The 24,776-nt window shown below is 63.9% G+C and carries 18 protein-coding genes, 1 pseudogene and 1 riboswitch; of the genes and pseudogenes, 14 read left to right on the forward strand and 5 right to left on the reverse strand.

Annotation, left to right across the window (positions count from 1 at the left end; translation table 11 throughout):
• The first annotated feature begins 19 nt into the window (after positions 1–19).
• The 12 genes from hisS (at position 20) to MMB49_RS03550 (ending at position 15,221) form a co-directional block, all read left to right on the forward strand.
• On the forward strand, positions 20–1,414 hold the full coding sequence (gene hisS / locus MMB49_RS03495; protein ID WP_047271813.1) for a histidine--tRNA ligase: 1,395 nt from the start codon (positions 20–22) through the stop codon (positions 1,412–1,414).
• A gap of 83 nt (positions 1,415–1,497) precedes the next feature.
• Positions 1,498–3,294, forward strand: coding sequence for an aspartate--tRNA ligase (gene aspS / locus MMB49_RS03500; protein ID WP_047271815.1), 1,797 nt, complete (start codon positions 1,498–1,500; stop codon positions 3,292–3,294).
• 341 nt (positions 3,295–3,635) lie between these two features.
• Positions 3,636–4,145: a response regulator transcription factor gene (locus tag MMB49_RS03505; RefSeq protein WP_047271817.1), complete on the forward strand. Its 510-nt coding sequence runs from the start codon at positions 3,636–3,638 to the stop codon at positions 4,143–4,145.
• 77 nt (positions 4,146–4,222) lie between these two features.
• Positions 4,223–4,729: a YbaK/EbsC family protein gene (locus tag MMB49_RS03510; protein WP_047271819.1), complete on the forward strand. Its 507-nt coding sequence runs from the start codon at positions 4,223–4,225 to the stop codon at positions 4,727–4,729.
• A gap of 94 nt (positions 4,730–4,823) precedes the next feature.
• A complete protein-coding gene (locus tag MMB49_RS03515; RefSeq protein ID WP_014760075.1) occupies positions 4,824–5,624 on the forward strand; it encodes an amino acid ABC transporter ATP-binding protein in 801 nt (266 codons plus the stop codon).
• A 15-nt stretch (positions 5,625–5,639) separates the two neighbouring features.
• Positions 5,640–6,479 (forward strand): glutamate ABC transporter substrate-binding protein, encoded by an 840-nt coding sequence (locus tag MMB49_RS03520; RefSeq protein ID WP_047272045.1) that lies wholly within the window; start codon positions 5,640–5,642, stop codon positions 6,477–6,479.
• A gap of 1 nt (position 6,480) precedes the next feature.
• The gene (locus MMB49_RS03525) at positions 6,481–7,158 is read left to right on the forward strand and encodes an amino acid ABC transporter permease (RefSeq protein ID WP_003816367.1); all 678 of its coding nucleotides are present in this window, start codon (positions 6,481–6,483) and stop codon (positions 7,156–7,158) included.
• A 4-nt stretch (positions 7,159–7,162) separates the two neighbouring features.
• Positions 7,163–8,251, forward strand: a complete 1,089-nt coding sequence (locus MMB49_RS03530; protein ID WP_014760077.1) for an amino acid ABC transporter permease — start codon at positions 7,163–7,165, stop codon at positions 8,249–8,251.
• Positions 8,252–8,419: 168 nt separating this feature from the next.
• A complete protein-coding gene (locus MMB49_RS03535) occupies positions 8,420–9,457 on the forward strand; it encodes a PPK2 family polyphosphate kinase (RefSeq protein ID WP_003812567.1) in 1,038 nt (345 codons plus the stop codon).
• 57 nt (positions 9,458–9,514) lie between these two features.
• A complete protein-coding gene (locus MMB49_RS03540; RefSeq protein ID WP_047271822.1) occupies positions 9,515–12,076 on the forward strand; it encodes a DEAD/DEAH box helicase in 2,562 nt (853 codons plus the stop codon).
• A gap of 98 nt (positions 12,077–12,174) precedes the next feature.
• Positions 12,175–13,581 carry a replication-associated recombination protein A gene (locus MMB49_RS03545; protein WP_022174192.1) on the forward strand — a complete coding sequence of 469 codons (1,407 nt, stop codon included), beginning with the start codon at positions 12,175–12,177 and terminating at the stop codon, positions 13,579–13,581.
• Positions 13,582–13,754: 173 nt separating this feature from the next.
• The gene (locus MMB49_RS03550) at positions 13,755–15,221 is read left to right on the forward strand and encodes an MDR family MFS transporter (protein ID WP_017143319.1); all 1,467 of its coding nucleotides are present in this window, start codon (positions 13,755–13,757) and stop codon (positions 15,219–15,221) included.
• A gap of 24 nt (positions 15,222–15,245) precedes the next feature.
• On the opposite strand, the gene MMB49_RS03555 is transcribed toward MMB49_RS03550, so the two are convergent.
• Together MMB49_RS03555 and MMB49_RS03560 are read right to left on the reverse strand one after the other, a co-directional pair.
• Positions 15,246–17,711, reverse strand: coding sequence for an energy-coupling factor transporter ATPase (locus tag MMB49_RS03555; RefSeq protein WP_052773311.1), 2,466 nt, complete (start codon positions 17,709–17,711; stop codon positions 15,246–15,248).
• Between the two features lie 176 nt (positions 17,712–17,887).
• Entirely contained in the window at positions 17,888–18,508 is a 621-nt protein-coding gene (locus MMB49_RS03560; RefSeq protein WP_003812575.1) for an ECF transporter S component, read from the reverse strand.
• 5 nt (positions 18,509–18,513) lie between these two features.
• Positions 18,514–18,666, reverse strand: a riboswitch (FMN riboswitch).
• Between the two features lie 216 nt (positions 18,667–18,882).
• Here MMB49_RS03560 and ppgK point away from each other — a divergent pair.
• A complete protein-coding gene (gene ppgK / locus MMB49_RS03565; protein ID WP_013389734.1) occupies positions 18,883–19,644 on the forward strand; it encodes a polyphosphate--glucose phosphotransferase in 762 nt (253 codons plus the stop codon).
• Positions 19,645–19,737: 93 nt separating this feature from the next.
• Complete coding sequence (locus tag MMB49_RS03570) at positions 19,738–20,928, forward strand: pyridoxal phosphate-dependent aminotransferase (protein WP_047271827.1); 1,191 nt, start codon at positions 19,738–19,740, stop codon at positions 20,926–20,928.
• Between the two features lie 124 nt (positions 20,929–21,052).
• Here the strand turns inward: MMB49_RS03570 and MMB49_RS03575 are convergent, their stop codons facing one another.
• The 3 genes and pseudogenes from MMB49_RS03575 to MMB49_RS03585 form a co-directional block, all read right to left on the reverse strand.
• The gene (locus MMB49_RS03575) at positions 21,053–21,841 is read right to left on the reverse strand and encodes an ATP-binding cassette domain-containing protein (protein ID WP_047271829.1); all 789 of its coding nucleotides are present in this window, start codon (positions 21,839–21,841) and stop codon (positions 21,053–21,055) included.
• 110 nt (positions 21,842–21,951) lie between these two features.
• Positions 21,952–22,392 (reverse strand): annotated as a pseudogene (locus MMB49_RS03580) (aryl-sulfate sulfotransferase); the annotation flags it as partial.
• A 130-nt stretch (positions 22,393–22,522) separates the two neighbouring features.
• The gene (locus tag MMB49_RS03585; RefSeq protein WP_047271833.1) at positions 22,523–24,715 is read right to left on the reverse strand and encodes a hypothetical protein; all 2,193 of its coding nucleotides are present in this window, start codon (positions 24,713–24,715) and stop codon (positions 22,523–22,525) included.
• Positions 24,716–24,776 lie beyond the last annotated feature (61 nt).

The following is a 24,776-nucleotide window of genomic DNA, read 5'->3' on the forward strand; positions in this document are numbered from 1 at the left end:
TCCCCTATTATAGGGAATCGTGGCTAAAGGCGCATCAATATCAGGATTTCCAGAGTGGCTCCCCTCTGAACGTGTTGTGGAGCAGCGTGTCATCGACACGCTCCGTAGGGTTTTCGAGCTCAACGGTTTCATCGGCATCGAGACACGCGCGGTGGAACAGGGCTCCAGTCTGCTCAAGAAAGGCGAGACCAGCAAGGAGATTTACCTGCTGTCCCGTCTGCAGGAGGTCGGGCACGAATCCGACACGCCGGTCAATGACCGGTTGGGTCTGCACTTCGATCTGACCGTGCCGTTGAGCCGGTATGTGGTCGAGCATTCCGGCGACCTCGCGTTCCCGTTCAAGCGTTGGCAGATTCAGAAGGTGTGGCGTGGCGAACGTCCGCAGGAAGGACGTTTCCGCGAGTTCGTCCAGGCCGATATCGACGTGATCGGCAACGGCGACCTGCCTGACCATTACGAGGTCGAGCTGCCGCTGGTCATGGTGTCGGCTCTTGAGGAGCTGCGCGCGTTCGGCCTACCCAAGGCGACCGTGCACGCGAACAACCGCAAGCTGTCCGAAGGCTTCTACCGCGGACTTGGCCTGACCGACATCGAGGGAGTGCTTCGCGAGATCGACAAGCTCGACAAGATCGGCGCGGACGAAGTGGCGAAGCTGCTCGTCGACACGTGCGGCGCCGATGAAGCGCAGGCCCGCGCCTGCCTGGAACTGGCCGAACTCACCGCCGCCGACGGCAAGGAGCTCGCCGACAAGTTCGACGCGCTGTGCGCCGCGCACGGCATCGCGGCCGATTCCGACGCGTACGCGCTGGCCCGGCAGGGACTGGACACGCTCGCGATGATCGTCGACGAAGCCGCCCTCATCCGCCCGGGCGCGGTGATCGCCGACCTGAAGATCGCCCGTGGACTCGACTACTACACCGGTTCCGTATACGAGACCTTCCTCGACGGGGCGGCGTCGCTTGGCTCGATCTGCTCCGGCGGCCGTTACGACAACCTCGCCTCGCAGGGCAACCGCAAGTACCCGGGCGTCGGCCTGTCCATCGGCCTGAGCCGTCTCGTGTCGTACATGCTGCACTCCGCCGGAGCGCACGCCAGCCGCGTCTGCCCGGCATCCGTGCTCGTCGCCGTGTGGAACGAGCAGGATCGCTCCGCCGCGAATCTCATCGCGAACACGCTGCGCTCCCGCGGCATCGCCGCGGACGTCGCGCCCACTGCGGCCAAACTTGGCAAGCAGATCAAATATGCCGACAAGCTTGGCATCCCGTATGTGTGGTTCCCGGCCGGCGCGACGGACGGCGACGACACGGCATCCGACGAGGTCAAGAACATCGTCACCGGCGATCAGCAGCCGGCCGATCCCAAGTCGTGGCAACCGGATACTGTGTATGCCCGGCAAACCGTTGTAATCGACTGATTTTCGTCAGCGCCCGTCCTCTGCCGGGGACGGGCGCGCGTTGCAGGGAAACCATTGCATAGATTGCATAAGAAAGAGGAAGCATGAGCCAGACGGCTTACAGAACACATCATGCCACCGAGGTGACCGAAGCACTCGTCGGTCAGAAGGTGACGCTCGCAGGTTGGGTCGATCGTCGCCGCGATCACGGCGGCGTGGCGTTCATCGATTTGCGCGACAACACCGGCCTGGTGCAGATCGTCATCTACGACGAAGAGATGGCGCGCCCGCTGCGCTCCGAGTTCGTCATCCAGGTCACCGGCGAGGTTCGTCTGCGCCCGGACGGCAACGAGAACACGCATCTGGCCACCGGCAAGATCGAAGTCGTCGTCGAGACCATCGATGTGCTCGCCAAGTCCGATGCGCTGCCATTTCAGGTGTCCACCGCGCTCGAAAACGAGTCCGAGAACAAGCTGCCCGGCGAAGACGTGCGACTGAAGTACCGTTACCTCGACCTTCGCCGTCCGTCCATGCAGCACAACCTCAGGCTGCGCTCCGACATGGCCAAGGCCGCCCGACACGCGCTGGAGGAGATGGACTTCACCGAGGTCGAGACCCCGACCTTCATCAAGTCCACCCCGGAAGGTGCCCGCGACTTCGTCGTGCCCGCCCGTCTGGTGCCTGGCTCCTGGTACGCGCTGCCGCAGTCCCCGCAGCTCTTGAAGCAGCTGCTCATGGTCTCCGGCGTCGAGCGCTACTACCAGCTCGCCCGCTGCTACCGTGACGAAGACTTCCGCGCCGACCGCCAGCCCGAGTTCACCCAGCTCGACATGGAGATGGCGTTCGTCGATCAGGAGGACGTGATGGCCATGGCCGAGAAAGTCATCGCCGCCATCTGGAAGTCCGCCGGCTACGACGTGCAGCTGCCGATTCAGCGCATCACCTGGCAGGATGCCATGGACAAGTACGGCTCCGACAAGCCGGACCTGCGTTTCGGCAACCCGCTCGTCGAGCTCACCGAATACTTCAAGGACACGCCGTTCCGCGTGTTCCAGGCCGACTACGTCGGCGCCGTCGTCTTCAAGGGCGGTGCCGCCACCCCGCGTCGTCAGTTCGACGCATGGCAGGAGTGGGCCAAGCAGCGCGGCGCCAAGGGCCTCGCCTACGTGTCCTTCACCGAGGACGGCGAGCTCAAGGGACCTGTCGCCAAGAACCTGTCCGACTCCGAGCGCGAGGGCCTGATGGCCGCCGTCGGTGCCGAGTCCGGCGACGCCGTGTTCTTCGCCGCCGGCTCCCGCGAATCCTCCCAGCTGCTGCTGGGTGCCGTGCGCGTGGAGCTCGCCCGTCGCGCGGGTCTGCTCGATCCGAAGAAGTTCGCCTTCACCTGGGTCGTGGACTTCCCGCTGTTCAAGCCCACCGACGACCCGGATGACGATGATGTGGCCGTCGGCCACTCCAAGTGGACCTCCATGCACCACCCGTTCACCATGCCGAGCAAGGACTGGATCGACAAGTTCGATCAGGATCCCGAGCACGCCATGTCTGACTCCTACGACATCGTCTGCAACGGCGAGGAGATGGGCGGCGGTTCCGTGCGTATCCACCGCGACGACATTCAGGACCGCGTCCTCAACGTCCTCGGCATCGCTCCCGAAGAGGCCAAGGAGAAGTTCGGCTTCCTCCTCGACGCCTTCAAGTTCGGCGCCCCGCCTCACGCGGGCATCGCTCTGGGCTGGGACCGCACCGTGTCCATCCTCGCCGGTGCCGACACCATTCGCGACGTCATCGCCTTCCCGAAGGCCGGTGGCGGTCGTGACCCGCTGACCGGCGCCCCGGCTCCGATCAGTGACGAGCAGCGTGCCGAGACCGGCGTCGACTACGACCCGGATGCTGAAGACTGAGTAACATCTCGCTGTCTTCTTTGACGGGAGGGCCCAGACCATGCAGGTCGGGGCCCTCTTTGCATATCCGTCTGTGCAGTGCACAGGCCGTTTTTTCGCAGTTGTCCGCACCCTGCTACCCGTGAGGATTGCCGAACTGCTGTTTTGCGTTCCTAAGTGCGCGCCGAAACGACAAGTGCGCGCACATAGCGACGCAAATGGCCCGGTTTGCGTTCTTAAGTGCGCGCGGTCGTCGTTTCGGCGCGCACTTAGGAACGCAATGACGGCCAAAGCACATCAGATGCATGCCATGTCGACCATTTGATGATGGGCGATGAGGTCGGGCAGGGCACAATGGGATCGTGATCACCATTGGAATCGTGGATAACGACCGGTTCGCATTGCCCATGCTGGATATGCCGCTGACCGACATTCCCGGTCCCGAGATCTGCCGGCGTGTTCGTGCTGCATCAGCCGACATCGTGGTACTTGGCATCACATCGTATTCGTTGGATCATTACCGTCAGCTGGCGATCGATGCGGGCTCCCAGGGGTTGATTGCCAAAAGCGTGACGCCGAAGGAACTCGCCGAAGCCATGCGGAATGTCCTGGTACGGCCGTTCCCGGGTTTCCCGACCACGGAACAGGCACATGGGTCGATAGTATCGGCATCGGCGCGACGGTCCCGGACACTGTCGAAGCGGGAGCGTGAGGTGTTGGGTCTGTATGCCGACAACTATTCGACGGCGGAGATTGCGGAGCGCCTGGGAATAGCGGATTCGACGGTGTCCGTGGTGGTGCGGCACGCGAAGGTCAAGCTCGACGTCGCCGCTCGGTCGGAGGCCGTGCGCGTGTTTCGTGCATTGTACTGAGTCGAATACGGCTTGAACATCGTGCGTCTGTTTACGGTGACCACCCCCAGCCGCCGGTACCGATCGAAGCCGCTGCCATGTCGATCCGGCATGTTGATGACGTCATGCGTGTCATGCAGCGCCCGCATGACGATAGAGCGCAACGATTGTGCTTCCGCTTCCTCCAGCAGCCCTGCGTCGAGGTCATGATCGATACGCATGACCGCGTAGGCGAGATCGTTGGAGATTCGGTCGTGCACACGCACAAGATCCGCAAGGCGCCGCCCGAATTCGCCGCGGCTTTCGTCACCGCGGACACGCACGCCGACCTCAACGGCGTGGTCAAGCACACGCTGGAGGTGTCCAAGGTCAGTTTCGCGCCGATTGACGCGGCCGTCGAGGCGACCGGCATGGAGTCGGGCGGCATGTCGCCGATCGGACTGCCCGATGACTGGCCGCTGCTCGTCGACCAGCATGTGCTGTCGATTCCCAAGCTGTATCTCGGCTCCGGCATCCGCCCGTCCAAACTGGTGGCCGACGGCTCGATCTTCGCCGATATTCCCGGCGTCCGATTCGTCCCCGGTCTGGGCAAGCCCCGGCAGTAAGACGCCGCGCGGCCGCGGGCGAGTCGCACAGGTGAGTCGCATATTGGACGAGAACGTGAACTTCTTGTGCCTTCAATAGTTTATACTGCTCAATATGTCAGAAAAACAAGAAGCAATACTCCCCGTGGTGCCGCTGGTACCGGGCAATGAACCCACAGGACGACCTCTCGTCGAACTGACTCACGTGGAAAAGTACTTCGGCGACCTCCACGTATTGAAAGACATCAACCTGACCGTTAACAAAGGCGAAGTGCTCGTCGTCGTGGGGCCGTCCGGCTCCGGCAAGTCGACGATGTGCCGCACCATCAACCGCCTGGAGACCATCGAGTCGGGCGACATCCGCATCGACGGCAAGGCGCTGCCCCAGGAGGGCAGACAGCTCGCGCAGCTGCGCGCCGAAGTCGGCATGGTGTTCCAGTCGTTCAACCTGTTCGCCAACAAGACGATCCTTGAAAACGTTACCCTCGCGCCCATCAAGGTGCGCCACATGGACAAGAAGGAAGCCGAGCGTCTCGCCATGGATCTGCTGACCCGTGTCGGCGTCGACTCGCAGGCGTCCAAGATGCCCTCCCAGCTGTCCGGCGGCCAGCAGCAGCGCGTGGCCATCGCCCGCGCGCTCGCCATGCGCCCGAAGGTCATGCTGTTCGACGAGCCGACCTCCGCGCTCGACCCCGAAATGGTCAACGAGGTGCTGGACGTGATGGTCGAGCTCGCGCGAGAAGGCATGACGATGATCTGCGTCACCCACGAGATGGGCTTCGCGCGCAAGGCGGCCGACCGCATCGTGTTCATGGCCGACGGGCAGATCCTTGAGGAGAACACGCCCGACGAGTTCTTCGGCCATCCGAAGACCGAACGCGCCAAGGACTTCCTGTCGAAGATCCTCACGCACTGATTGGTCGTGACGCATATGACGGTATTCAACACTCGCATCAGGCGCATCGCCCGCCGCGCGCTCGCGGCGCTCGCCGCCGTGGCATGCACGATGTCGCTGGCCGCGTGCGGCGCCGACGAAAGCGGCAAGATACGCATCGGCATCAAGTTCGACCAGCCCGGCCTCGGCTTCAAGAAATCCGGAACATACGTCGGCTTCGACGTGGACGTGGCCAAGTACGTCGCCAAGAAGCTCGGCTATTCCGAAGACGAGATCGTCTGGAAGGAAGCCCCCTCCAAGCAGCGTGAGGCCATGCTGCAGAACGGCGACGTCGACATGATCCTCGCCACCTACTCGATCACCGACGAGCGCAAGAACGCGGTCTCCTTCGCCGGCCCGTACTTCGTGGCCGGGCAGGACCTGCTCGTGCGCAAGGACGACCATTCCATCAACGGCCCCGAAGACCTCAACGGCAAGCGCCTGTGCTCGGTCACCGGTTCCACTTCGGCCGCCACAGTCAAGGAGAAGTTCGCCTCCGAAGTGCAGCTCATGGAGCAGCCCGGCTATGCGGAATGCGCCACGGCGCTGTTCTCCGGCATCGTGGACGCGGTCACCACCGACGACATCATCCTCGCCGGCCTCGCCTCCGCCTCGCGCGGCAAGCTGCGCGTCGTCGGCAAGCCGTTCACGCAGGAATACTACGGCGTGGGCATCAAGAAGGGCGACACGGCGCTCGCCAAGAAGATCAACGCCGCCATCGCCGAGATGATCAAGGACGGTTCCTGGGAGCGCGCCATCGCCGACAACACCGAGGGCACGTCGTACACGCCGAACGCGGAGTACAACCCGCCGAAACCGACCGAGGGGGAGAAGTAGCATGGACGGATTCATCCAACTGTTCAGCGAATACAACGTTCCCGCCGCGTTCCTGGTCAACATCGAACTGACGCTGTGGTCGGCGCTGTTCTCGCTGATTCTCGGCGTGGTGCTGGTCATGATGCGCATCTCGCCGATATCCTCGCTGCGCACCGTCGCCGGAGCCTACGTGGAACTGTTCAAGAACCTGCCGCTGACCATCATCATGGTGTTCATGGTGCTGGGCGCCTACGCGCAGCTCAAGCTCACGTTCTCCGACACGTTCGTCACGAACTTCTTCTGGCTGGCGGTGACGGGACTGAGCCTGTACACCGCGGCGTTCGTGTGCGAGTCGCTGCGTTCAGGCATCAACACCGTGCCGATCGGCCAGGCCGAGGCGGCTCGTGCGCTCGGATTGGGCTTCATGCAGTCGGCCACGCAGATCATCCTGCCGCAGGCGTTCCGCGGCTCGGTCGCGCCTCTCGGCAATACGCTGATCGCGTTGCTGAAGAACTCCACGGTGGCCGCGGCCGCGTCGGTGGCCACGGAGACGTCGTCGCTGATGAGCACGATGATCGAATTCCACCCGGACGTGATCGTGCAGATCTTCCTGATCTTCGCGTTCGGCTATGTGATTCTCATCATCCCGATCGGCATGCTGACCACGTACCTGTCCAACAAGCTCGCCGTGCGGAGGTGACGACATGGCTGATACTTCCAATTCCGTATTGTTCGACCAGCCCGGTCCCAAGGGACGCCGCACCATCCGCATCGTCAACTGGGTCGCCGCGCTGATCTTTGTCGGCGTGCTGGTGCTGATCCTGATGCGCCTGCACAACCCGCCGGACGGCGAGAACCAGCTGAGCTGGGAGCTGTGGAAGCCCGCGCTGGAGCGTGAGGCGTGGACTGATTTCTATCTTCCCGGCCTGTGGATGACGGTCAAGGCGTCCATCGTCGCCGTTGTCGGCTCCGTGGTGTTCGGCCTGGTGTTCGGCGTCGGCCGACTGCTGCCGAACGTGGTGCTGCGGGCGATCTCGTCGGTCGTCGTGGAGTTCTGCCGCGCGGTGCCGGTACTGCTGCTGATGATCTTCTTCTGGCGCTGGTTCGCGTTCGCGGGACTGTCCAGCCCGTCCTACTGGGCGGTGGTGCTGGCCCTGGTGCTGTATAACGGCTCCGTGGTCGCCGAGCTGGTGCGTTCCGGCGTCGGCAACCTACCGAACGGGCAGCGTGAGGCGTCGCTCGCACTGGGACTGACCGAGACGCAGTCGCTGATGCAGATCGAGGTGCCGCAGGCCGTCTACGCGATGTTGCCGGCCGCCGTCACGCAGCTGGTCGTGGTGCTCAAGGATACCGCGCTCGGATCGATCATCATGTACACCGATCTGCTGCAGGAGTCGCGCCGTCTCGGCTCGATGTACTTCAACATCCTGCAGACGCTGGTCGTGGCCGCGGTCGTGTACTTCATCGTCTGCTGGCTGCTGTCGCGTCTGGCCGAATGGCTGCCGTCGCGCATGCAGCAGCGCACCGCGGCGCCGGCCGAACCGGAACCAGTTCCGCCGATCGCGATCATGGATCCGTCCAACGTCAACCAGATCGCCGTCGCCAAGGAGGTCGAGGAGCGCCCCTTGCGCGGCACGCCGCTCACATACCACGCGCACCATCGCGGCAGCAACGCCTCGATCCACAACTGGCAGCGCACGCGCTATGAGCAGGGCTTCGACGAGGCCCATCCCGATCCGCAGGGTGGAGATGAGGGCGATGCCGAGCAGAAGAACGCTGAAGACGACGCGTAATGACCCGGTAGATTACGGTCCGCGTAGGAATACGCGGACAGCGTCCCGCAGCCTGACCCGATAACGGCCGGGCCGGCACTCCCCGACAGGGGATGCGCCGGTCCGGCCGTTCGATATTCCGCCGCGGAAATGCTTCACAAGGCGGCGCATGGGACGTACAATCGGGGCATGGCCAAAGGCGACGGAAAATCGGACAAGACAGATAAGCCGGACAAGTCGGGCAAAGGAGCGAAGTCCGAGAAAACGGACAAACGCATCGACAAGGTACTGCGGCTCGCCACGAACCGCATCGAAACCATCGAATCGAGCACGACGGTGGCTGAACGACTCGCGAACGCCGCCAAATCCAGTGAGCTGCTCAGCGCTGTATGGTCGCTGCCGCCCGCGCAGCGTCTCATGTTCCATCACGGTGTGCATATCGACGATGTCGCCGGAGACTCCACACCCGGCTTCCCAGGCGGCAGGGATGACGCTGAACGGTTCATCACGCTCAGCTCATCGGAGATCGCCCGATATCAACGGCTGCTGTATGCGAACGGCGTCAAGGGCTCGCGCCGCCGGCTGCTCATCGTGCTGCAGGGCATGGACGCCTCCGGCAAGGGCGGCATCGTGCGCCACGTGTTCCGGCAGGGCGACCCGATGGGCATCCACTATCACGGTTTCGGCAAGCCGACCGACGAGGAGGCGCGGCACGGCTTCCTGTGGCGGGTGGAACGCGAGCTGCCAAAGAACGGGTGGATCGCGGTGTTCGACCGCTCGCATTACGAGGACATCGTCATGCCGCATGTGTACGGCACGTATCCCGAGGCCGAATGGTGCGGCCGGTACGATCTGGTCAATGAGTTCGAGCGTTCGCTGGCGGCCGACGGCTGCGCGATTCTCAAGATCTTCCTCGTCGTGAGCCAGGAGGAGCAGAAGAGGCATTTTCTCGGGCGTCTCAACGACCCGACCAAATACTGGAAGTTTGACATGTCCGACCTGGACGCGCGCGAACGCTGGGACGACTATATGGGCGCGTGGCAGGAGGTGTTCGAGAAGACCAGCACGCAGACTGCGCCGTGGTATCTGGTGCCCGCCGACAACCGCTGGTACTCGAGGGCCGTGGTCTCCGAGCTGCTGCGCACCACATTGAAGAACATGAACATGACATGGCCGGGACTCGACCCGGACGTCGATCCGGACGAGGTTCGGCGGCTGCTGGGGTGAACTTGCGCCCGCCGGTCGATTCCGCGAGCTGCGCCGGCGTGTAGACTGGGAACCACTATGGCAGATACAGAACATTATGGTTCGCTGGGGGCGCTGGCGCCCGCGTGGGACGAGGGCGAGCGCAACATCGACACGGACGAGATCTACGAGCGGTTCTTCGGCTGGGTGGCCGACGTCAAGGGCGTCGAGCCGTGGCCTCATCAGGAAGAGGCCATCATGGACCTGCTGGCAGGCGACCATGTGATCCTCAACACGCCGACCGGCTCCGGAAAGTCGCTGGTGGCGCTTGGCATGCACTTCGCCGCGCTGTGCACCGGGCGGCGCTCCTATTACACCGCGCCGATCAAGGCGCTGGTCTCGGAGAAGTTCTTCGATCTGGTCGAGGTGTTCGGCCGCGACAACGTCGGCATGATCACCGGAGACACGCATATCAACGCCGATGCGCCGATCATCTGCTGCACGGCCGAGATCCTCGCCAACCAGGCGCTGCGCGAGGGGCGTCGCGCGGACATCGGCTGCGTGGCCATGGACGAGTTCCACTATTACGGCGACTCGGAGCGCGGCTGGGCGTGGCAGGTGCCGCTGCTGACGCTGCCGGACACGCAGTTCCTGCTGATGAGCGCCACACTCGGCAACGTCGACGCGATCGCCGACAAGCTGGAGGACATGACCGACACTGACGTGGACGTGATCGCCGACGCGCCGCGCCCGGTGCCGCTCACTTACGAGTACACGCTCGATCCGCTGGAGAAGACCGTCGAACTGGCGTTCCGCAAGGGCGAGATGCCGATCTACGTCGTGCATTTCTCACAGGATGCGGCGCTCGACACCGCGCAGTCGCTCGCCTCGACCGGCGTGTCCAGCAAGGAGCAGCGACAGGCCATCGCCGAGGCCATCAAGGGCGTGAAGTTCACGACCGCGTTCGGCAAGATACTGCAACGGCTGTTGCGTACCGGCGTCGGCATCCACCATGCCGGCATGCTGCCGCGATATCGTCGTCTCGTCGAGCAGCTTGCGCAGCAGGGGCTGTTGCCGGTCATCTGCGGCACCGATACGCTGGGAGTCGGCATCAACGTGCCGATCCATTCGGTCGTGCTGACCGCGCTGACGAAGTTCGACGGCACCAAGATGCGTCGCCTGCGCGCCCGCGAGTTCCATCAGATCGCCGGCCGCGCCGGCCGCATGGGCTTCGACACGGAGGGACTGGTCGTCGCCGAGGCGCCCGAATACGAGATCGAAAACGCCAAGGCCGTCGCCAAGGCTGGGAACGATCCGAAGAAACTCAAGAAAGTCAAGCGCAAGAAGGCGCCGGAAGGGTTTGTCACGTGGAACCAGAGCACGTTTGACAAGTTGATTGACGCCGCGCCGGAAACACTCGTCCCGCACATGAAGATCACTCATTCGATGGTGCTCAACGAGGTCACGCAGGGCGGTGACGCGCGCCGGCGCGTCGACGAGCTGATCGACGACTCCGCGCAGACGCCGGACCAGAAGGAGCATCTGCGTGAACGTGCCGACGAGATATTCCAGACCCTGTTCGACACGAAGGTGATCGAGACCGAAGAGCGCGACGACGGTGGGCTCGACTACTTCCTCGACGTGGACATGCCCGACGATTTCGCGCTCGACCAGCCGCTCAGCCCGTTCCTGCTCGCCGCGCTGGAACTGCTCGACCCTGAATCCGACATGTACGCGCTTGACGTGATTTCCATGGTCGAGGCCACACTCGAAGACCCCAAGCAGGTGCTGCGCGCGCAGGAGCGGCAGGCGCGCGACGCCGCGATGATCCGGATGAAGGAAGACGGGCTCGAATACGACGAGCGCATGGACAGGCTGCAGGAGATCACCTATCCCAAGCCGCTGGAGGACATGCTTGACGCGGCGTTCGATCAGTACCGGCACGACGTGCCGTGGGCGAACGACTACTGGCTGAGCCCCAAATCCGTGGTACGCGACATGGTCGAGACCGCCTCCGACTTCACCGGATACATCTCGCGGTACAACATCGCCCGCTCGGAGGGCACGCTGTTGCGCTACCTGTCCGACGCCTACCGGGCGCTCGCCCGCACCGTACCGGACGACAAGCTCGACGATCAGCTGCGCGACGTGATCTCATGGCTGCGCGTGGTCGTGCGTTCGATCGACTCCAGTCTGGTGGATGAATGGGAGAACGCCGGCGCGTCCGATGATGCCTCGCAGGCGGCCGCCAGTCTGGCCGCGCCGGGCGCGAAGGCCGCGGTGGTGGAGGACCGGCGCGGGCTCACCGTGCTGATCCGCAACGCGCTGTTCCACCGCGTGCAGCTCATGGACCTTGACAAGCCCGAGGCGCTCGGCGCTCTCGACAAGGAGTGGGGCTACGGCGTGCATGAGTGGGAGGACGCGCTCGACGACTTCTACGACGAACACGAGTACGTGAACACCGACGCCAAGGCGCGTTCGGCCGAGCTGTTCATGCTCGACGAGAAGCACGAGAACGATGAGCACAGCTGGCACGTGCGCCAGATCATCGACGACTCCGACGGCGACCACGACTGGGCCATCACCGGCACCATCGACCTGGACGCGACGCAATCCAGCGGCGAAGTCGTCTTCTTCGACTACGCCGTCACCAACGACTGACGCCGCCAGCACCCGCCGGCGGGGGCTGGCGCGAAGCGACTGGGGGTGGTCTGTCCGGTATCGAACCTATGTTCGATACCGTGTTGTAGAGTGTAGGCATGACTGAGAATGATCTGTTCGGGGCGGCGGATGTGCCCGACGATATGACGCGACCGTTGGCCGTGCGCATGCGGCCTCGGACGGTCGACGAGGTGTTGGGGCAGTCCCATGTGCTGGGGAAGGGCTCCCCATTGCGGCGTCTGGCGAATCCCTCGTCCAAGGGGTCGCTGACCGCGCCGAGCTCCATCATCATGTTCGGACCTCCCGGCGTGGGCAAGACCACGCTGGCGACCATCGTCGCCCGTCAGTCGGGGCGCGCGTTCGAGGAGCTGTCGGCGGTGACATCGGGGGTGAAGGACGTGCGCGACGTGCTCGCCCGCGCGCGGCGCAGACTCGTCGGCGACGGCACGGAGACAGTCCTGTTCATCGACGAGGTGCATCGTTTCTCCAAATCGCAGCAGGACGCGCTGCTGCCCGCCGTCGAGAACCGTGACGTCACCTTCATCGGCGCGACCACCGAGAATCCGAGCTTCTCCGTCATCAAACCATTGCTGTCACGTTCCGTCGTCGTCAAACTCGAATCGTTGGAACCGTCCGATCTCGCCACGCTCATCGCACGCGCGGTGGAAGACAAGCGCGGATTGAACGGCGAAGTCAAAATCGACGATGCGGCGGTCAACGAGATCATCCGCATGGCCGGCGGTGACGCCCGCAAGACGCTGACGATCCTCGAAGCCGCTGCAGGTGCCGTCACCGGAGACAAGGCCCGCAAAAAAGGCGCGCGGCGCCCGACCATCACGCCGGATGTGGTCTCGCAGGTCATGGACGCCGCCACCGTGCGCTACGACAAGGACGGCGACGACCATTACGACGTCATCTCCGCATTCATCAAATCGATGCGCGGCTCCGACCCGGATGCCGCGATACACTACCTCGCACGCATGCTGCGAGCGGGCGAGGATCCGCGGTTCATCGCCCGTCGCATCATGATCGCCGCCAGCGAGGAGGTCGGCATGGCCGCGCCGCAGATACTGCAGGTCACCGTCGCCGCCGCACAGGCCGTCGCGATGATCGGCATGCCCGAAGCGCGCATCATCCTCGCCGAGGCGACCATCGCCGTCGCCACCGCACCCAAATCGAACGCCAGCTACAACGCCATCAACCAGGCGCTCGCCGACGTGGACGCCGGGCTCATCGGCCAAGTGCCGCTATACCTGCGCAACGCGCCGACCGCGTTGATGAAAAGCTGGGGCAACCATGACGGCTATCGGTACGCGCACGACTGGCCGGGTGCCGTCGCGCCGCAGGAATACCTGCCCGAGGAGCTGCGCGGCCGCGAGTACTATCATCCCAACGACCGCGGATACGAGCACGAGGTCAGCCAGCGTTTGGACAAAGTCCGCTCCATCCTGCACAGTGAAACCGCGCCGGACGGCTATACCGAGTCCAAAGAGCAGAACGGATAAATCGCCCCGCCCGGCGGGGTTGCCGAGCGGTAGCGAGGCTGGGAGTAGTTCATCGCAACTGCCACTCCGCCCTCGTCCGGCAATCCGTTAAACTGTAATGTGGCCTGACGCAGTGTGGGTATCGTAAGGGCAGTCCGGAAACAACTGGCGTCGGTCTGAATGGATTTCATCACATGACCTCAACCTCGCAGGAGCGCATCCCCAAGCGTCTGATCGGCGCCATCGTCGCCGTGGGCTCGCTGGCATTCATCGGCATCCTCACCGAAACGGTGATGACCGTGCTGTTCCCGGAACTCATGACCGAATTCGGCGTGAACACCGCCACCGTGCAATGGATCACCACCGTGTATCTGCTGGTGGTCGCGGCCACGATGCCGCTGTCGTCGTTCCTGAACCGCCGTTTCCGGCTGAAATCCCTGTTCATCGCAGCTGTGGTCCTTGCCGTGACCGGTTCGGCGATCATGATCGTCGGCCACACCTTCCCGGTCATCCTGCTCGCCCGCGTGATCCAAGGCATCGGCTCGGGCGTGGCGACGCCGCTGATGATGAACATCATCCTCGAACAGTCGCCCCGCAGCAAGGTCGGCCGCCTCATGGGCGTAGGTTCGCTGGTGATCACGGTCGCCCCGGCCATCGGCCCCACCGTCGGCGGCGCAGTGTCGAGTGTTTTGCCGTGGCGTGCCATCTTCGTCATCGCCATTCCGATCGTGCTGTTGGTCTCCCTGCCGCTCGGACTGCACTGCATCGAGCAGAAACGCCCCACCGAGGACGCGCGGCTCAACCCAGTGCAGTTCGTGGCGATAGTGCTCGCCCTGAGCGGCATGATCTTGGCGCTCAACCAGATGGGCGTCGCGGTCAGCGCTGCGGTCAACGGCTCTTCGGCGACACGTCCCGTCATCATCACCGTCGTGAGCCTGGTCGTCGGTGTGGGCTCCCTGGTGTTCTTCGGCTGGTCATCCAGCCGCTCGTTCTCGCCGCTGATTCGTCTGGGGTGGCTACGAGACCGTGTCGTCCAGCTTCATCTACTCGCGTACCTGATTCTGCCGATCGTCGGCATCGGATTCGGATACGTCATCACCAATCTGGCCCAGATGTCGCTTGGCACCAGCGCGTTCCACGCCGGCGTCCTCGTGCTGCCGGGCGCTCTGGTCGGTGCGTTCTTCGCGCCCGTCGGAGGCATGCTGTACGACAAATTCGGCCCGACGAAGCCGATTCTTTCGGCGATTTCGGTGGCCACGTTCGGACCGATCCTGCTGCTGGCATTCTCCATGCGGTTGACGCCTGCGCTGCTCGCCGGCTTCTACTTCATTTTCGGGCTGTGCTATGCGCTGGGATTCTCCAACATCATGACCAGTGCGCTGAGCGGCATCGACCACGCGTTCATGCCGGATGGCAATGCCGTGTTCAATACCGCATTGCAGTTCGGCGGTGCCGTCGGCACCGCACTGTTTTCGATGATTCTCGGCGTGGCTCAGGCGGGCGCTGGCTCGGCCGAAAAGGGGAGTGCCGCGTTCCGTCACGCCACGGCCGTGGGCGGCACGTGGATGTTCGCGACGATGACGGTGATCTGCCTGATCGCGATCTGCTCGCTTGCCTGCGCGTTCCGTATCCGTGCGTCGAGAACGGCTGCCGAGCGCTGACTCCCGCTCCGGGGATGGTTCAGGTCAGAGCCATCCCACCGCCAGCAGCGCGACGACGTAGGCGACGCACGCGGCTGCGACCATTAGATCGCGTCGGCGCGCGCGCATCACTCTCCAATGGGTGCGGTGGATGCCTTCCTCGTAGCAGCGCGCGTCAAGCGCCAGACTGAGATTATCCGCGTGACGCAGCGCCGCCACAAGGATCGGCACGATGATGGCGAACAGCGCTTTGACACGAGTGGCCGGCGAACCGGTCTCGATCGTGCCGCCGCGGGCCGATTGCGCGTCGATGATCGCCTTGGTCTCGTCGCTGAGCGTCGGCAGGAACCGCAGCGCAAGACTCATCACCAGAGCCACTTCCTGCGTGTGCCAGCCGATCTTTCTGAACGGCAACAGCAGGGAGCCGAACGCATCCGTCATCGCGGTGGGGGTCGTCGTCGCAAGGAACACGGCACCCAGGATGATCACCAGCGCGAGACGGCACGAATACAGCACCGCGACCATGAGCCCGCCGGTGGTGATCGGCAGCGGGCCGATATGCGCAAGCGTCTCGCCGGAGCGGGCGAAGAACATGTTCACCAGGCCCATCACCGCGAATACGATCAGGAACACGCGCACGGAAGACAGCAAACGCAGCGGATGCAGCCGGGCGGCCGCCACGACGCATGCGGTCAGGACGGCGCCCATCGCCAGCTGCGCCGGCCTGGTGATGACGAATGCGGTGAACATCAACGTCAGGAACGTCACCATCTTCGCGCGCGGATCCAGGGACGCTACGAATGACGGACGGTTCCTGGATTCGTCTTCAATGGACTCGATGCCGGCTTTGCCGGCGTTCGTGGAAGACTCGGTGGCGTCGCCGACGCTGGTGTCTCCGTCGTCTCCGGTGCCGCAACCATCGCCTTCGCCGTCGCCATTATGCGATCCCATGGTGATGATGCGGTCCGCGCAGTGCTCGGCCTCGTCGATGGAATGCGTGATGATGAGCACCGCCACGCCCTGACTTTTCAGGGAACCCAGCAGCGCGTGGATACGGGAGACCGCCGATTCGTCCAGACTGGCGGTCGGCTCGTCCATGATGAGCACACGAGGGCGGCATGCGATGACGCCCGCGATGGCGACGAGCCGCTGCTGCCCGCCCGACAGGTTGAACGGAGAACGGTCGGCGAGATGCTCGATATGCAGCATCCGCAGCGCCTCCTCTACGCGGGTGGCCACCTCCAACTCGCTCAGATGCTGGTTGCGTGGGCCGTACGCCACATCCTCGGCGACGGTGTCAGCGAACAGCTGACGCTCCGGATGCTGCATGACATAGCCGACGTTGCGCCGCAGGGCCGCGCGTTCTTTTCGGGTGAGTGCGCGAGGCCGTTTCCCGTGTTTCGACGACGCGACCGGCAATCCGGCCACGGTGATCGATCCGGCGGACGGGCGGTCCAAGGCGCACAGCAGACGTGCGAGCGTGGTCTTGCCGGCGCCGTTGGAACCCATCAGCGCCACGATTTCGCCTTCGGCGACGCGCAGAGAAAGATTCTCGAAAACCGGGGCGTCGCCATCGTCATAACGATATGACAGGCCGGCTACTGCGATGGCGTCGGATGCTGAGCCTGTAGGTGGAATGGATGATGCGTCCGACTTGGTAGACGCCGGTTTTACGGGTTGTCCGGATTTCGTTGGTTGCGCGGGCGACGCGGCCGCGGTGGAGCCTCCGGGCTCCTCAGCTGCCGACTCCGTGGAGCCCGCAGCGTCAGTCGCGTCAGCGTGGCTCCGCGCAATCACTTGCTTCGCCGCAATCGCGTCCCTGTCGGCTTCGACCTGCGTGAGCAGCCCGCCGTCTATGCGAAGTACGCGGTCAGCGTGCATGGTCTCGTCATGATGATGCGTGACCAGCACGATCGTCGTGCCACGCCGTTGCAGCATGTCGAGGATGCGCATCACCTCGATCCGCGCGTCGGGATCCAGCATTGCGGTCGGTTCGTCGAGCACCAGCATGCGCGGGTCCATCGCCAGCATTCCGGCGATGGCGATACGCTGCTGCTGGCCGCCGCTCATGCGCGTCGGATCCGCGTGGCGGAACCCCGCCATATCCACCGATTGCAGGGATTCGTCGATGCGCCCGCCGATGTCGTCCCGAGCCACGCCGAGGTTTTCCGGGCCGAATGCCACATCATCCTCGACGATGGTGGTGACGATCTGATCCTCCGGATTCTGGAACACCGTGCCGATGCCATGCCGGGCATCGCGGTATTCGCTCGGATTCGCTGAAGCGGTCTCGCCGTCGAAGACATGATGGCCCAGCAGCGTCACATCGCCGCCGTCCGGGGCGGCGAGACCGGCGATCAGACGCGCCAGGGTGGATTTGCCGGAGCCGTTGGGGCCCACCAGACACAGCCGCTCCCCGCTGCGGATGGTCAGGTCGATGCCGTCAAGCACCCATGTGACGCCGTTGTCATAGCTGAATCGCACATGCTCAAGTCGTGCGGCGGGAACCATGCTGTTCATATCATCCATTCACAAAACATCGTGGTCAATCCATATCATAGAGGCCATTGTCACCGCTGACGGATGCAGCCCGCCAGAGAGGTCATCACCCGGACTGTCGGAAATAAGCCTCGTGCGATGACCCTTTTGGCGGGCTGCCCTAGGCGGCGACTTCGCGCCGCGTCATGTCAGCGATTCAGCAGGTTCGAAATCGGCTTGTACACCAGGAACGTGACCACGCCGTGAATCACGAACTTGATCAGGTTGAACGGCAGCAGTGCGGGAACGATGATGGCCGCCACCTCGGAGACCGGCCAGCCGGTGTAGATCGGCGTGATGACCAGATTGCCGGCGATGGCCGCGACCAAGGCCAGCAGGGCACCGACGACCAAACCGATGACAGCGCCCTTGCGCGTGTGCACGTGGCGATAGATGAGCGCCGCCGGCACCGACAGCGTCAAGGCCACCAGCACGGCCATCAGCGTGCCCCACGGGTCCATGAACACGTGCGGTACGAAGCCGAGCACACTGACGATCGCGGCTGCGGCCGGGCCGTACGCGAAGCCGGCGATCAGGCACACGATGCCGGACGGGTCGTATTTGAGGAACGAGAACGCCGGGTTCGGCAGGATCGGGAACGAGATGAAGCTGGTCGCCATCGCCAGCGCCACGAACAGCGCGTACATGGCGATGCGGCGGGTCGACCAGCGGCCGGAATCGGCGACGCCGGTCGAATGCGCCAAATCCGGGCGCGTCGGCTTGGCCGCGTTCGACGAATCGGCTGAATTGGGTTGCGAAGATACACTCATGGTGAGCTCCGTTTCTTCCATCCGGACTTTGACCGTTGGCTCCGGATTTCCACCGGATCAGCCGCTTGCGCGGGTCGCGGGCTGCCGCGGCCGCCGTTATGAATCCCGGCTCCGCAGGTCACCGCCAGTAAGGAATTGCACCTTCCCTGAAACTTGCTTGACCATGTATACGCCGGGGTCTGGATGATTGACGTAACGTTGCCCACATAGCGAACATGAGGTATCCATGCGCGTAGGTGGCCCCATCCACTACGTTGTGCCGGTTTTTGCGCTGCATACCGGCGCAATTGCCCATTTCGACACGATTTCGTTATACAATTTCGCGTACAGCCACTATGACGTGCGTGTCGCACACCGTCCAACAGGAGGTCATGATGATTGATACCGCTCAAGCGTTTGGCGTGGATATCGGCGGATCCGGTATCAAGGCCGCTCCGGTCGACCTGAACAAGGGGGAGTTCGCCGAGCCCAGGCTGAAGATCCTCACCCCGTCCGAGTCCACCCCGCAGGCGATCGGATCGGTGCTGCGCAAGCAGCTCGAACATTTCGAGGTTCCGGAGACGGCTCCGGTCGGCATCTCTTTCCCCGCTCCGGTCAAGCCCGGCCAGAAGCTGAATTGGATCGCCAACCTCGACCAGTCGTGGGTAGGCGTCGACATCACCGAGGCGCTGTCCGAGGAGTGCGGCCGTCCGGTCACGGTCGTCAATGACGCCGATGCCGCCGGCTTGGCGGAACAGCAGTTCGGCGCGGCCAAGGGTCAGGAGGGTCTGGTCGTCGTGACCACGCTCGGTACCGGCATCGGCACGGCGCTGATCTATGACGGCGTGCTCATCCCGAACACCGAGCTCGGCCACATCGAGTTGGAGGGCGGCAAGGGCGACGCCGAGCGCTACGCATCCTCCGCGGTGCGCGAGCGCAAGGAGCTCAGCTACAAGAAGTGGGCCAAGCGTCTGACCAAGTACTACAGCCTGATCGAAAAGTACTTCAGCCCCTCGCTGATCGTCATCGGTGGTGGCGTGAGCCGCAAGAGCGACAACTTCGTGCCGTTCATCGACATCGATACGCCGATCGTCCCCGCGAAGCTGCGCAACGAGGCCGGCATCATCGGTGCCGCCTACTACGCCAGCACCAAGTAGCGCAGAGGACACAGACACATACATTCGCACGCCACACCTTGGCCGACCATCGTCCCGGCAATGCAGGACGCATGGTCGCGGTAGGGTAGTGGCGTGCGTTTTTCTTCCCGAGTAGATCTGAGCGAGCCCAATCCCATAGCCGCAGCCGAGACACATTGCCGGTGCGAAGGCATGCCCCTGGGCAAGCTCAACGATTCCAATCCCACACGTCACGGACTTGCACCGGCACTGGTGCCGGGCACGTACACCGCCGACCCGAGAGGCCCGCGGCCCGCACGGGAGGCGCTGGCCTCCTTCCTGACCGAGCTTCACCGGGGCGCCGAAGGTGCCGGCACCGCGCCGGCGGCGGATCCGGATCGCCTCTATCTGCTGAGTTCCACGTCACAGGCGTACTCGTGGCTCATGAAGCTGCTGTGTGACGCGGGCGATGCGGTGCTCGCCCCCAAGCCGGGGTATCCGCTGATCGAATCCATCGCCCGCCTGGAATGCGTCGACACTATCGAATACCAGCTGCGTTTCGACGGGTCATGGTACATCGACGTCGCCGAGTTGCGCGCGCTGCTGGACGGGCCGCAGGGGGCGCGTATACGCGCTTTGGTGCTCATCAATCCCAACAATCCGACCGGGTCCTACGTCAAGGCGGGGGAGCGCGAGCAGCTCGTCGGCCTGTGCCGCGAGCGCGGTGTCGCCATCATCGCCGACGAGGTGTTCTACGATTACGCGCTGGAGCCGTTCCCCGGCAATGCACGGCTCGCCGGCGAGGCGGGGGCGCTGACGTTCGCGTTGGACGGGTTCTCGAAGATGCTCGCCGCGCCCCATGCCAAGGTCGGCTGGATTCAGGTGTCGGGGCCTGAGACGGACGTTCGCGAGGCCATGCGTCGGCTGGATGTCATCGCCGACGACTACCTGCCGATGAGCGACATCATCGCCTCCCGCATCCCGGACCTGTTGGAGGCGGCGAAGGTCCAGACCGACCTCGTGCGCGGCCGGGTGCAGGGCAATCTCAGGGCACTGCACCGCATGCTGGAGTCCGACCCGCTCGGCGTCGTCTCCGTGCTGCGGGCCGAGGGCGGCTGGAACGTGCTGCTGCGCGTGCCGGGCGTCATCGATGAGAACGAGCTGGTGCTGCACATGATTGACGCGCATGGCGTCTCCGGCCAGCCCGGCTATTTCTTCGACATGGCCTCGAACGGCTATCTGGCCATATCGCTGCTGCCCGAACCGGACGAATTCGCGCATAACGTGCGCGTCGTGCTGGACTCGGTGGCCGAATTGCTGGGGTGATTGTCGAAGGACGCTCTCAAAACTCGCAGATACAGATTCCACGTTTTCTGCGTTTTGGCCATTTTCCGCCGTTTTCGCGTAAAAGCGGAAAACGTATCTGCGAGTTTTGAGAGCGTGCTTTCCGCTATCGTGCCACTTTGGACCGAATCAGGTCCTCATAGAACGCGGCCGCGGCGGCAGGTTTCCCGTCGAATACCACCGCGTGGTCGTCGACCACCAGCGCCCGGTCGATCGCGTACTGCGGCCGTGTGATCATGTCCACGTCATGCGTGGCGAAAATGACCTGCTTGTTGTAGCCGAACAGCGCCTTCGCCACGTGGGCCGAGCCGATCTCGTCCAGGCCCTTGGTGGGCTCGTCCGCCACGATCGCCGCGGGGGAGAAGCTCAACGCGCTGGCGATGGCGAGCAGGTGCCGCTGCTCGCTGTTGAGCGAGCTGGCCGACTGCCGAGCCACGGTGCTGAGCCCGAAATGCGCGAACAGGTTGCCGACGATGGCCAGCCGCTCTGATTCGGGCACCTTGTGCTTTTTCAGCGGCTGGTCGATCGCCTCGCGGATGGTCGCCGCACGGTAGTAACTGTCGGGGATCTCCTCGCGGCGGACACGCCCGACGATGTCCTCGATGCGTTTGAGATCACGCTTGACGGCGGGGCTGAGCGCGGTCTCGCCCGCGGTGATGGAGACGGATCCGCTCGTGGCGGCCAATGCTCCGTCGAGCAGCTTGAGCAGTGTGGTCTTGCCGGCGCCGTTCAGCCCGATGACCGCCACGCGCCTGTCGTCGGGCGTGATCGTCAGCGATGTGGGAAGAAGTCCGACGGAACCGTCCTCATAGGTGTGTCCGGCTTGGTCCAGCGTGAAGGTCACCTGCGATGGCAAGGCTTCGTCCTTGCCGAAGAGCGAGTCAAAAAGTCCCATGACTCCTATAGTAGCGGCATCGGCGCATTCGCATCGGCCCGCATCGCGAGAAGGCCCGGCGGCCGCCGGTACGCGGTCGTCGGGCCTTCTCGTCATGGCCTGCGGGCGATCGTCTTCGCGTAGCCGAAGTCGTTGTCGAACATGTAGATGTAGTACTGGCCGTCGGGCAGCAGCTGGATGGTGTTGAAGTGGATCCAGTCCCAGCTCCCGGATGCGGCCGGATCGGATTCATCGATGCCGGAGTGGTCGGTGGAAGCCTTGTAATCGGGGAACATCTCGCCGAAGTCGACGAGCTTCGTCACCTTGCCGGTGCTCGTGTTGACCTTGATGGCCTGGTCCTGCACGGCATGGTCGGATCGTGTCAGGTCGGTGGCGAGGGAGACGATGTTGCCGTCATCGTCGAGCGCGTAGTCGTGGTGGAGGATGAACCGGTCACCCAGGTCGATGATCTTCTCCAGCTTTCCGAACCGGTTCATGCCGACGAAATGCTTGGTCGACGCGGAGAACCACATGAGCCCGTTGTCGTCGAACAGCAGCCGTTGCGAGCGGTAGCACGGTAATAATGCGCAGAGGAAACGCTATGTGTTGTCTGGCGATTTCCTGAATCGCATGAATGTCGATTATGGCGGGCGGCTTATACGTGTCGCGGTCCGGTGCCGTCCGCGACACGCCCGCGGGCGTCTACAGCCTGAACCAGGCGACGACCGTGTCGTAGAGGACCGGATTGTTGTTGATCAGCGAGTCGTCGCGGCCCGGGATGAAGCAGGCCAGCACAGCCAGGATGATGGATGCCATCAGTACCGCCACAACCAGTCCGCGGACGCATGCGAGCGCCATCGGGTGACGCTTCGTGACGTCTCGCCGAGGCTCGTTGCGTTCCGACGGATCGGGCGCACCGGCCGCGATCGCGTTGCCGCCGGGATGCATGAGATACAGCATCGGCGCCAGCGCGGCGATCGCCATCATCCACCCGAAATCGCAAATGTAGCGCCATCCCAGGCCCGCGGTGTGGCTGTCGAACGACGCCAGCAGCACCGCCAGGGCCAGGGAGCACGTGGCGAGCCCCCAATAACCCGACCTGTGCATCCTGCGCCGCAGGAACGGGGCCGCCAGCGCGAGCAGCAGCAGCGGGCATGCCGTGAACAGGCCGCCGGCCATCGGCTCGTAATAGCCCCATTCGCGGAACGCCATGGGCGTCATGCCAATGAAGGGGAACTCCGACGTGAACCGCAACGGCAGGAACAGGTAGGCGCCCACCGACGGCAGGAAATTGGCCGTCGGCTGCACGAACCTGGTCATGTCGGTGACGGTCATCTGGTAGTCATTGCCGAAATCCAGCGGCGACCCGAACCGGGCGACGTTGTAGGCCATCAGCGGCAGCACCACGATCAGGGCGGGGATGATGACGGCGGCCGGCGCTCGCAGGGCCCTTCGCGGGGGCAGGGAGCGGCTTTTCAACCCCTGCAGCAGCGAGGTGATCTGCGGCCAGAAGATCGGGAAGCACAGCAGCGCGGACAGCGCGAACGTGGGCCGGCATCCGAAATTCGCCGCGATGCATGCCGCGCCGGCGGCGAGATAGCGCAGCGATAGTGGTTGGGCGCCCGCGACCGACCAGCTGTCCACATGGACGTGCTCCCTGCGCCCGGGATGCCGTTCGGGTGTCGCTTTGAGCCACAGCCACAGGCCGAGCGTCGTGAACATCAGGGACGCGGCGAAGGGCACGGAGTAGAAATTCAGGCGGAAATGCAGATAACTGGCGTTCGAGCCGAGCAGGAACATCACGATGACGATGGACGTGGCCGCCACCGATGCGTTCGGGCACAGACGGTGCGTCAGCCGTATCACCAGCAGGCATGCGAAGACGGCGAACAGGAACATCATCAGCAGTATGCACACGGACGTGGGCAGCATCATGCCGCCGGGCGTCCATAGGGACGTTATCGCACGGAACGGCAGGAAGAACAGCACCACGGGCACCACGCCGAAATACGAATACCAGTGGCCGCCATAGAAGGCATAATCCCAGAATATCTGCGTCTTGCCGGATTCGAACAGCTGACCGCGCACCAGGATGTCATGCGGGTCCGCAGCCTGCGCCAGCTCGGGGGAGACCGGCAGATCCAGCCACACGCGGCCGTTCAGCAGCGACTGCGCGACATGGTCGTACTGGTCGAAGTCGTAGGTGTAGCCATGCGGGTTGGGGAACACCAGCGGCCCGGAGACGAGGAATTCGCCGACGATGCGCACCGTGGTATAGATGGCCAGCGGGGCGAGGAATGCCACGAGCGCCCACCGCTGCCGTACGCTCGCGGGATTGAGCCGTATGCGCCACAACGCGGAGTCGGGTCGCCACAGCGCGACCAGTAGCGCCACCGCGACCATGATCGACACGCGCAGCCAACTGAACTCGAAGGGAACCCGAACGTTAGCTCTGACCGCGGAGAACGGGATACGAGAGCCCACGGGCTCCTCGATCCACAGGCGAACCGAGCTGCCCGGCTTCACCTTAAGGTACAGCGAGCGCGGTGCCGACGTGGAGACGGAGGTGATCTCGCCGGCGCGCGAATCGGTGTCGGCGCGCACGAACACGTTGTTTGCCGCTTTGACGTCGCCTCCTTCGGGCATGTTCGCCGCCTCGATGCGCACGTATGACGACGTGCCGTCCGCACTCACTTCCATGTACGCCGACGTCGGGTCGGTGACGGTGAGGATGCCGTCCTCGCCGCGTTTGAGACCGTCTCCCATGACGTTCGTCGCCGCGGCGGAATCGGTGCTGGCACCGAGCGTGGTCCAGAACGGCATGTTGAATGCCACGCATTCGATCACCAGGATCGCCAGCAGCGTCACAAGCATGGCTGGCAGTGACCGTCGCATGTGGTCTCGGGAAATGATGGAAGAACGCACCCCATTATTCTATCGGCTTCATGTCGGGTTG

The organism is Bifidobacterium sp. SKU, assembly GCF_026016405.1.
Classification (GTDB): domain Bacteria; phylum Actinomycetota; class Actinomycetes; order Actinomycetales; family Bifidobacteriaceae; genus Bifidobacterium; species Bifidobacterium bifidum.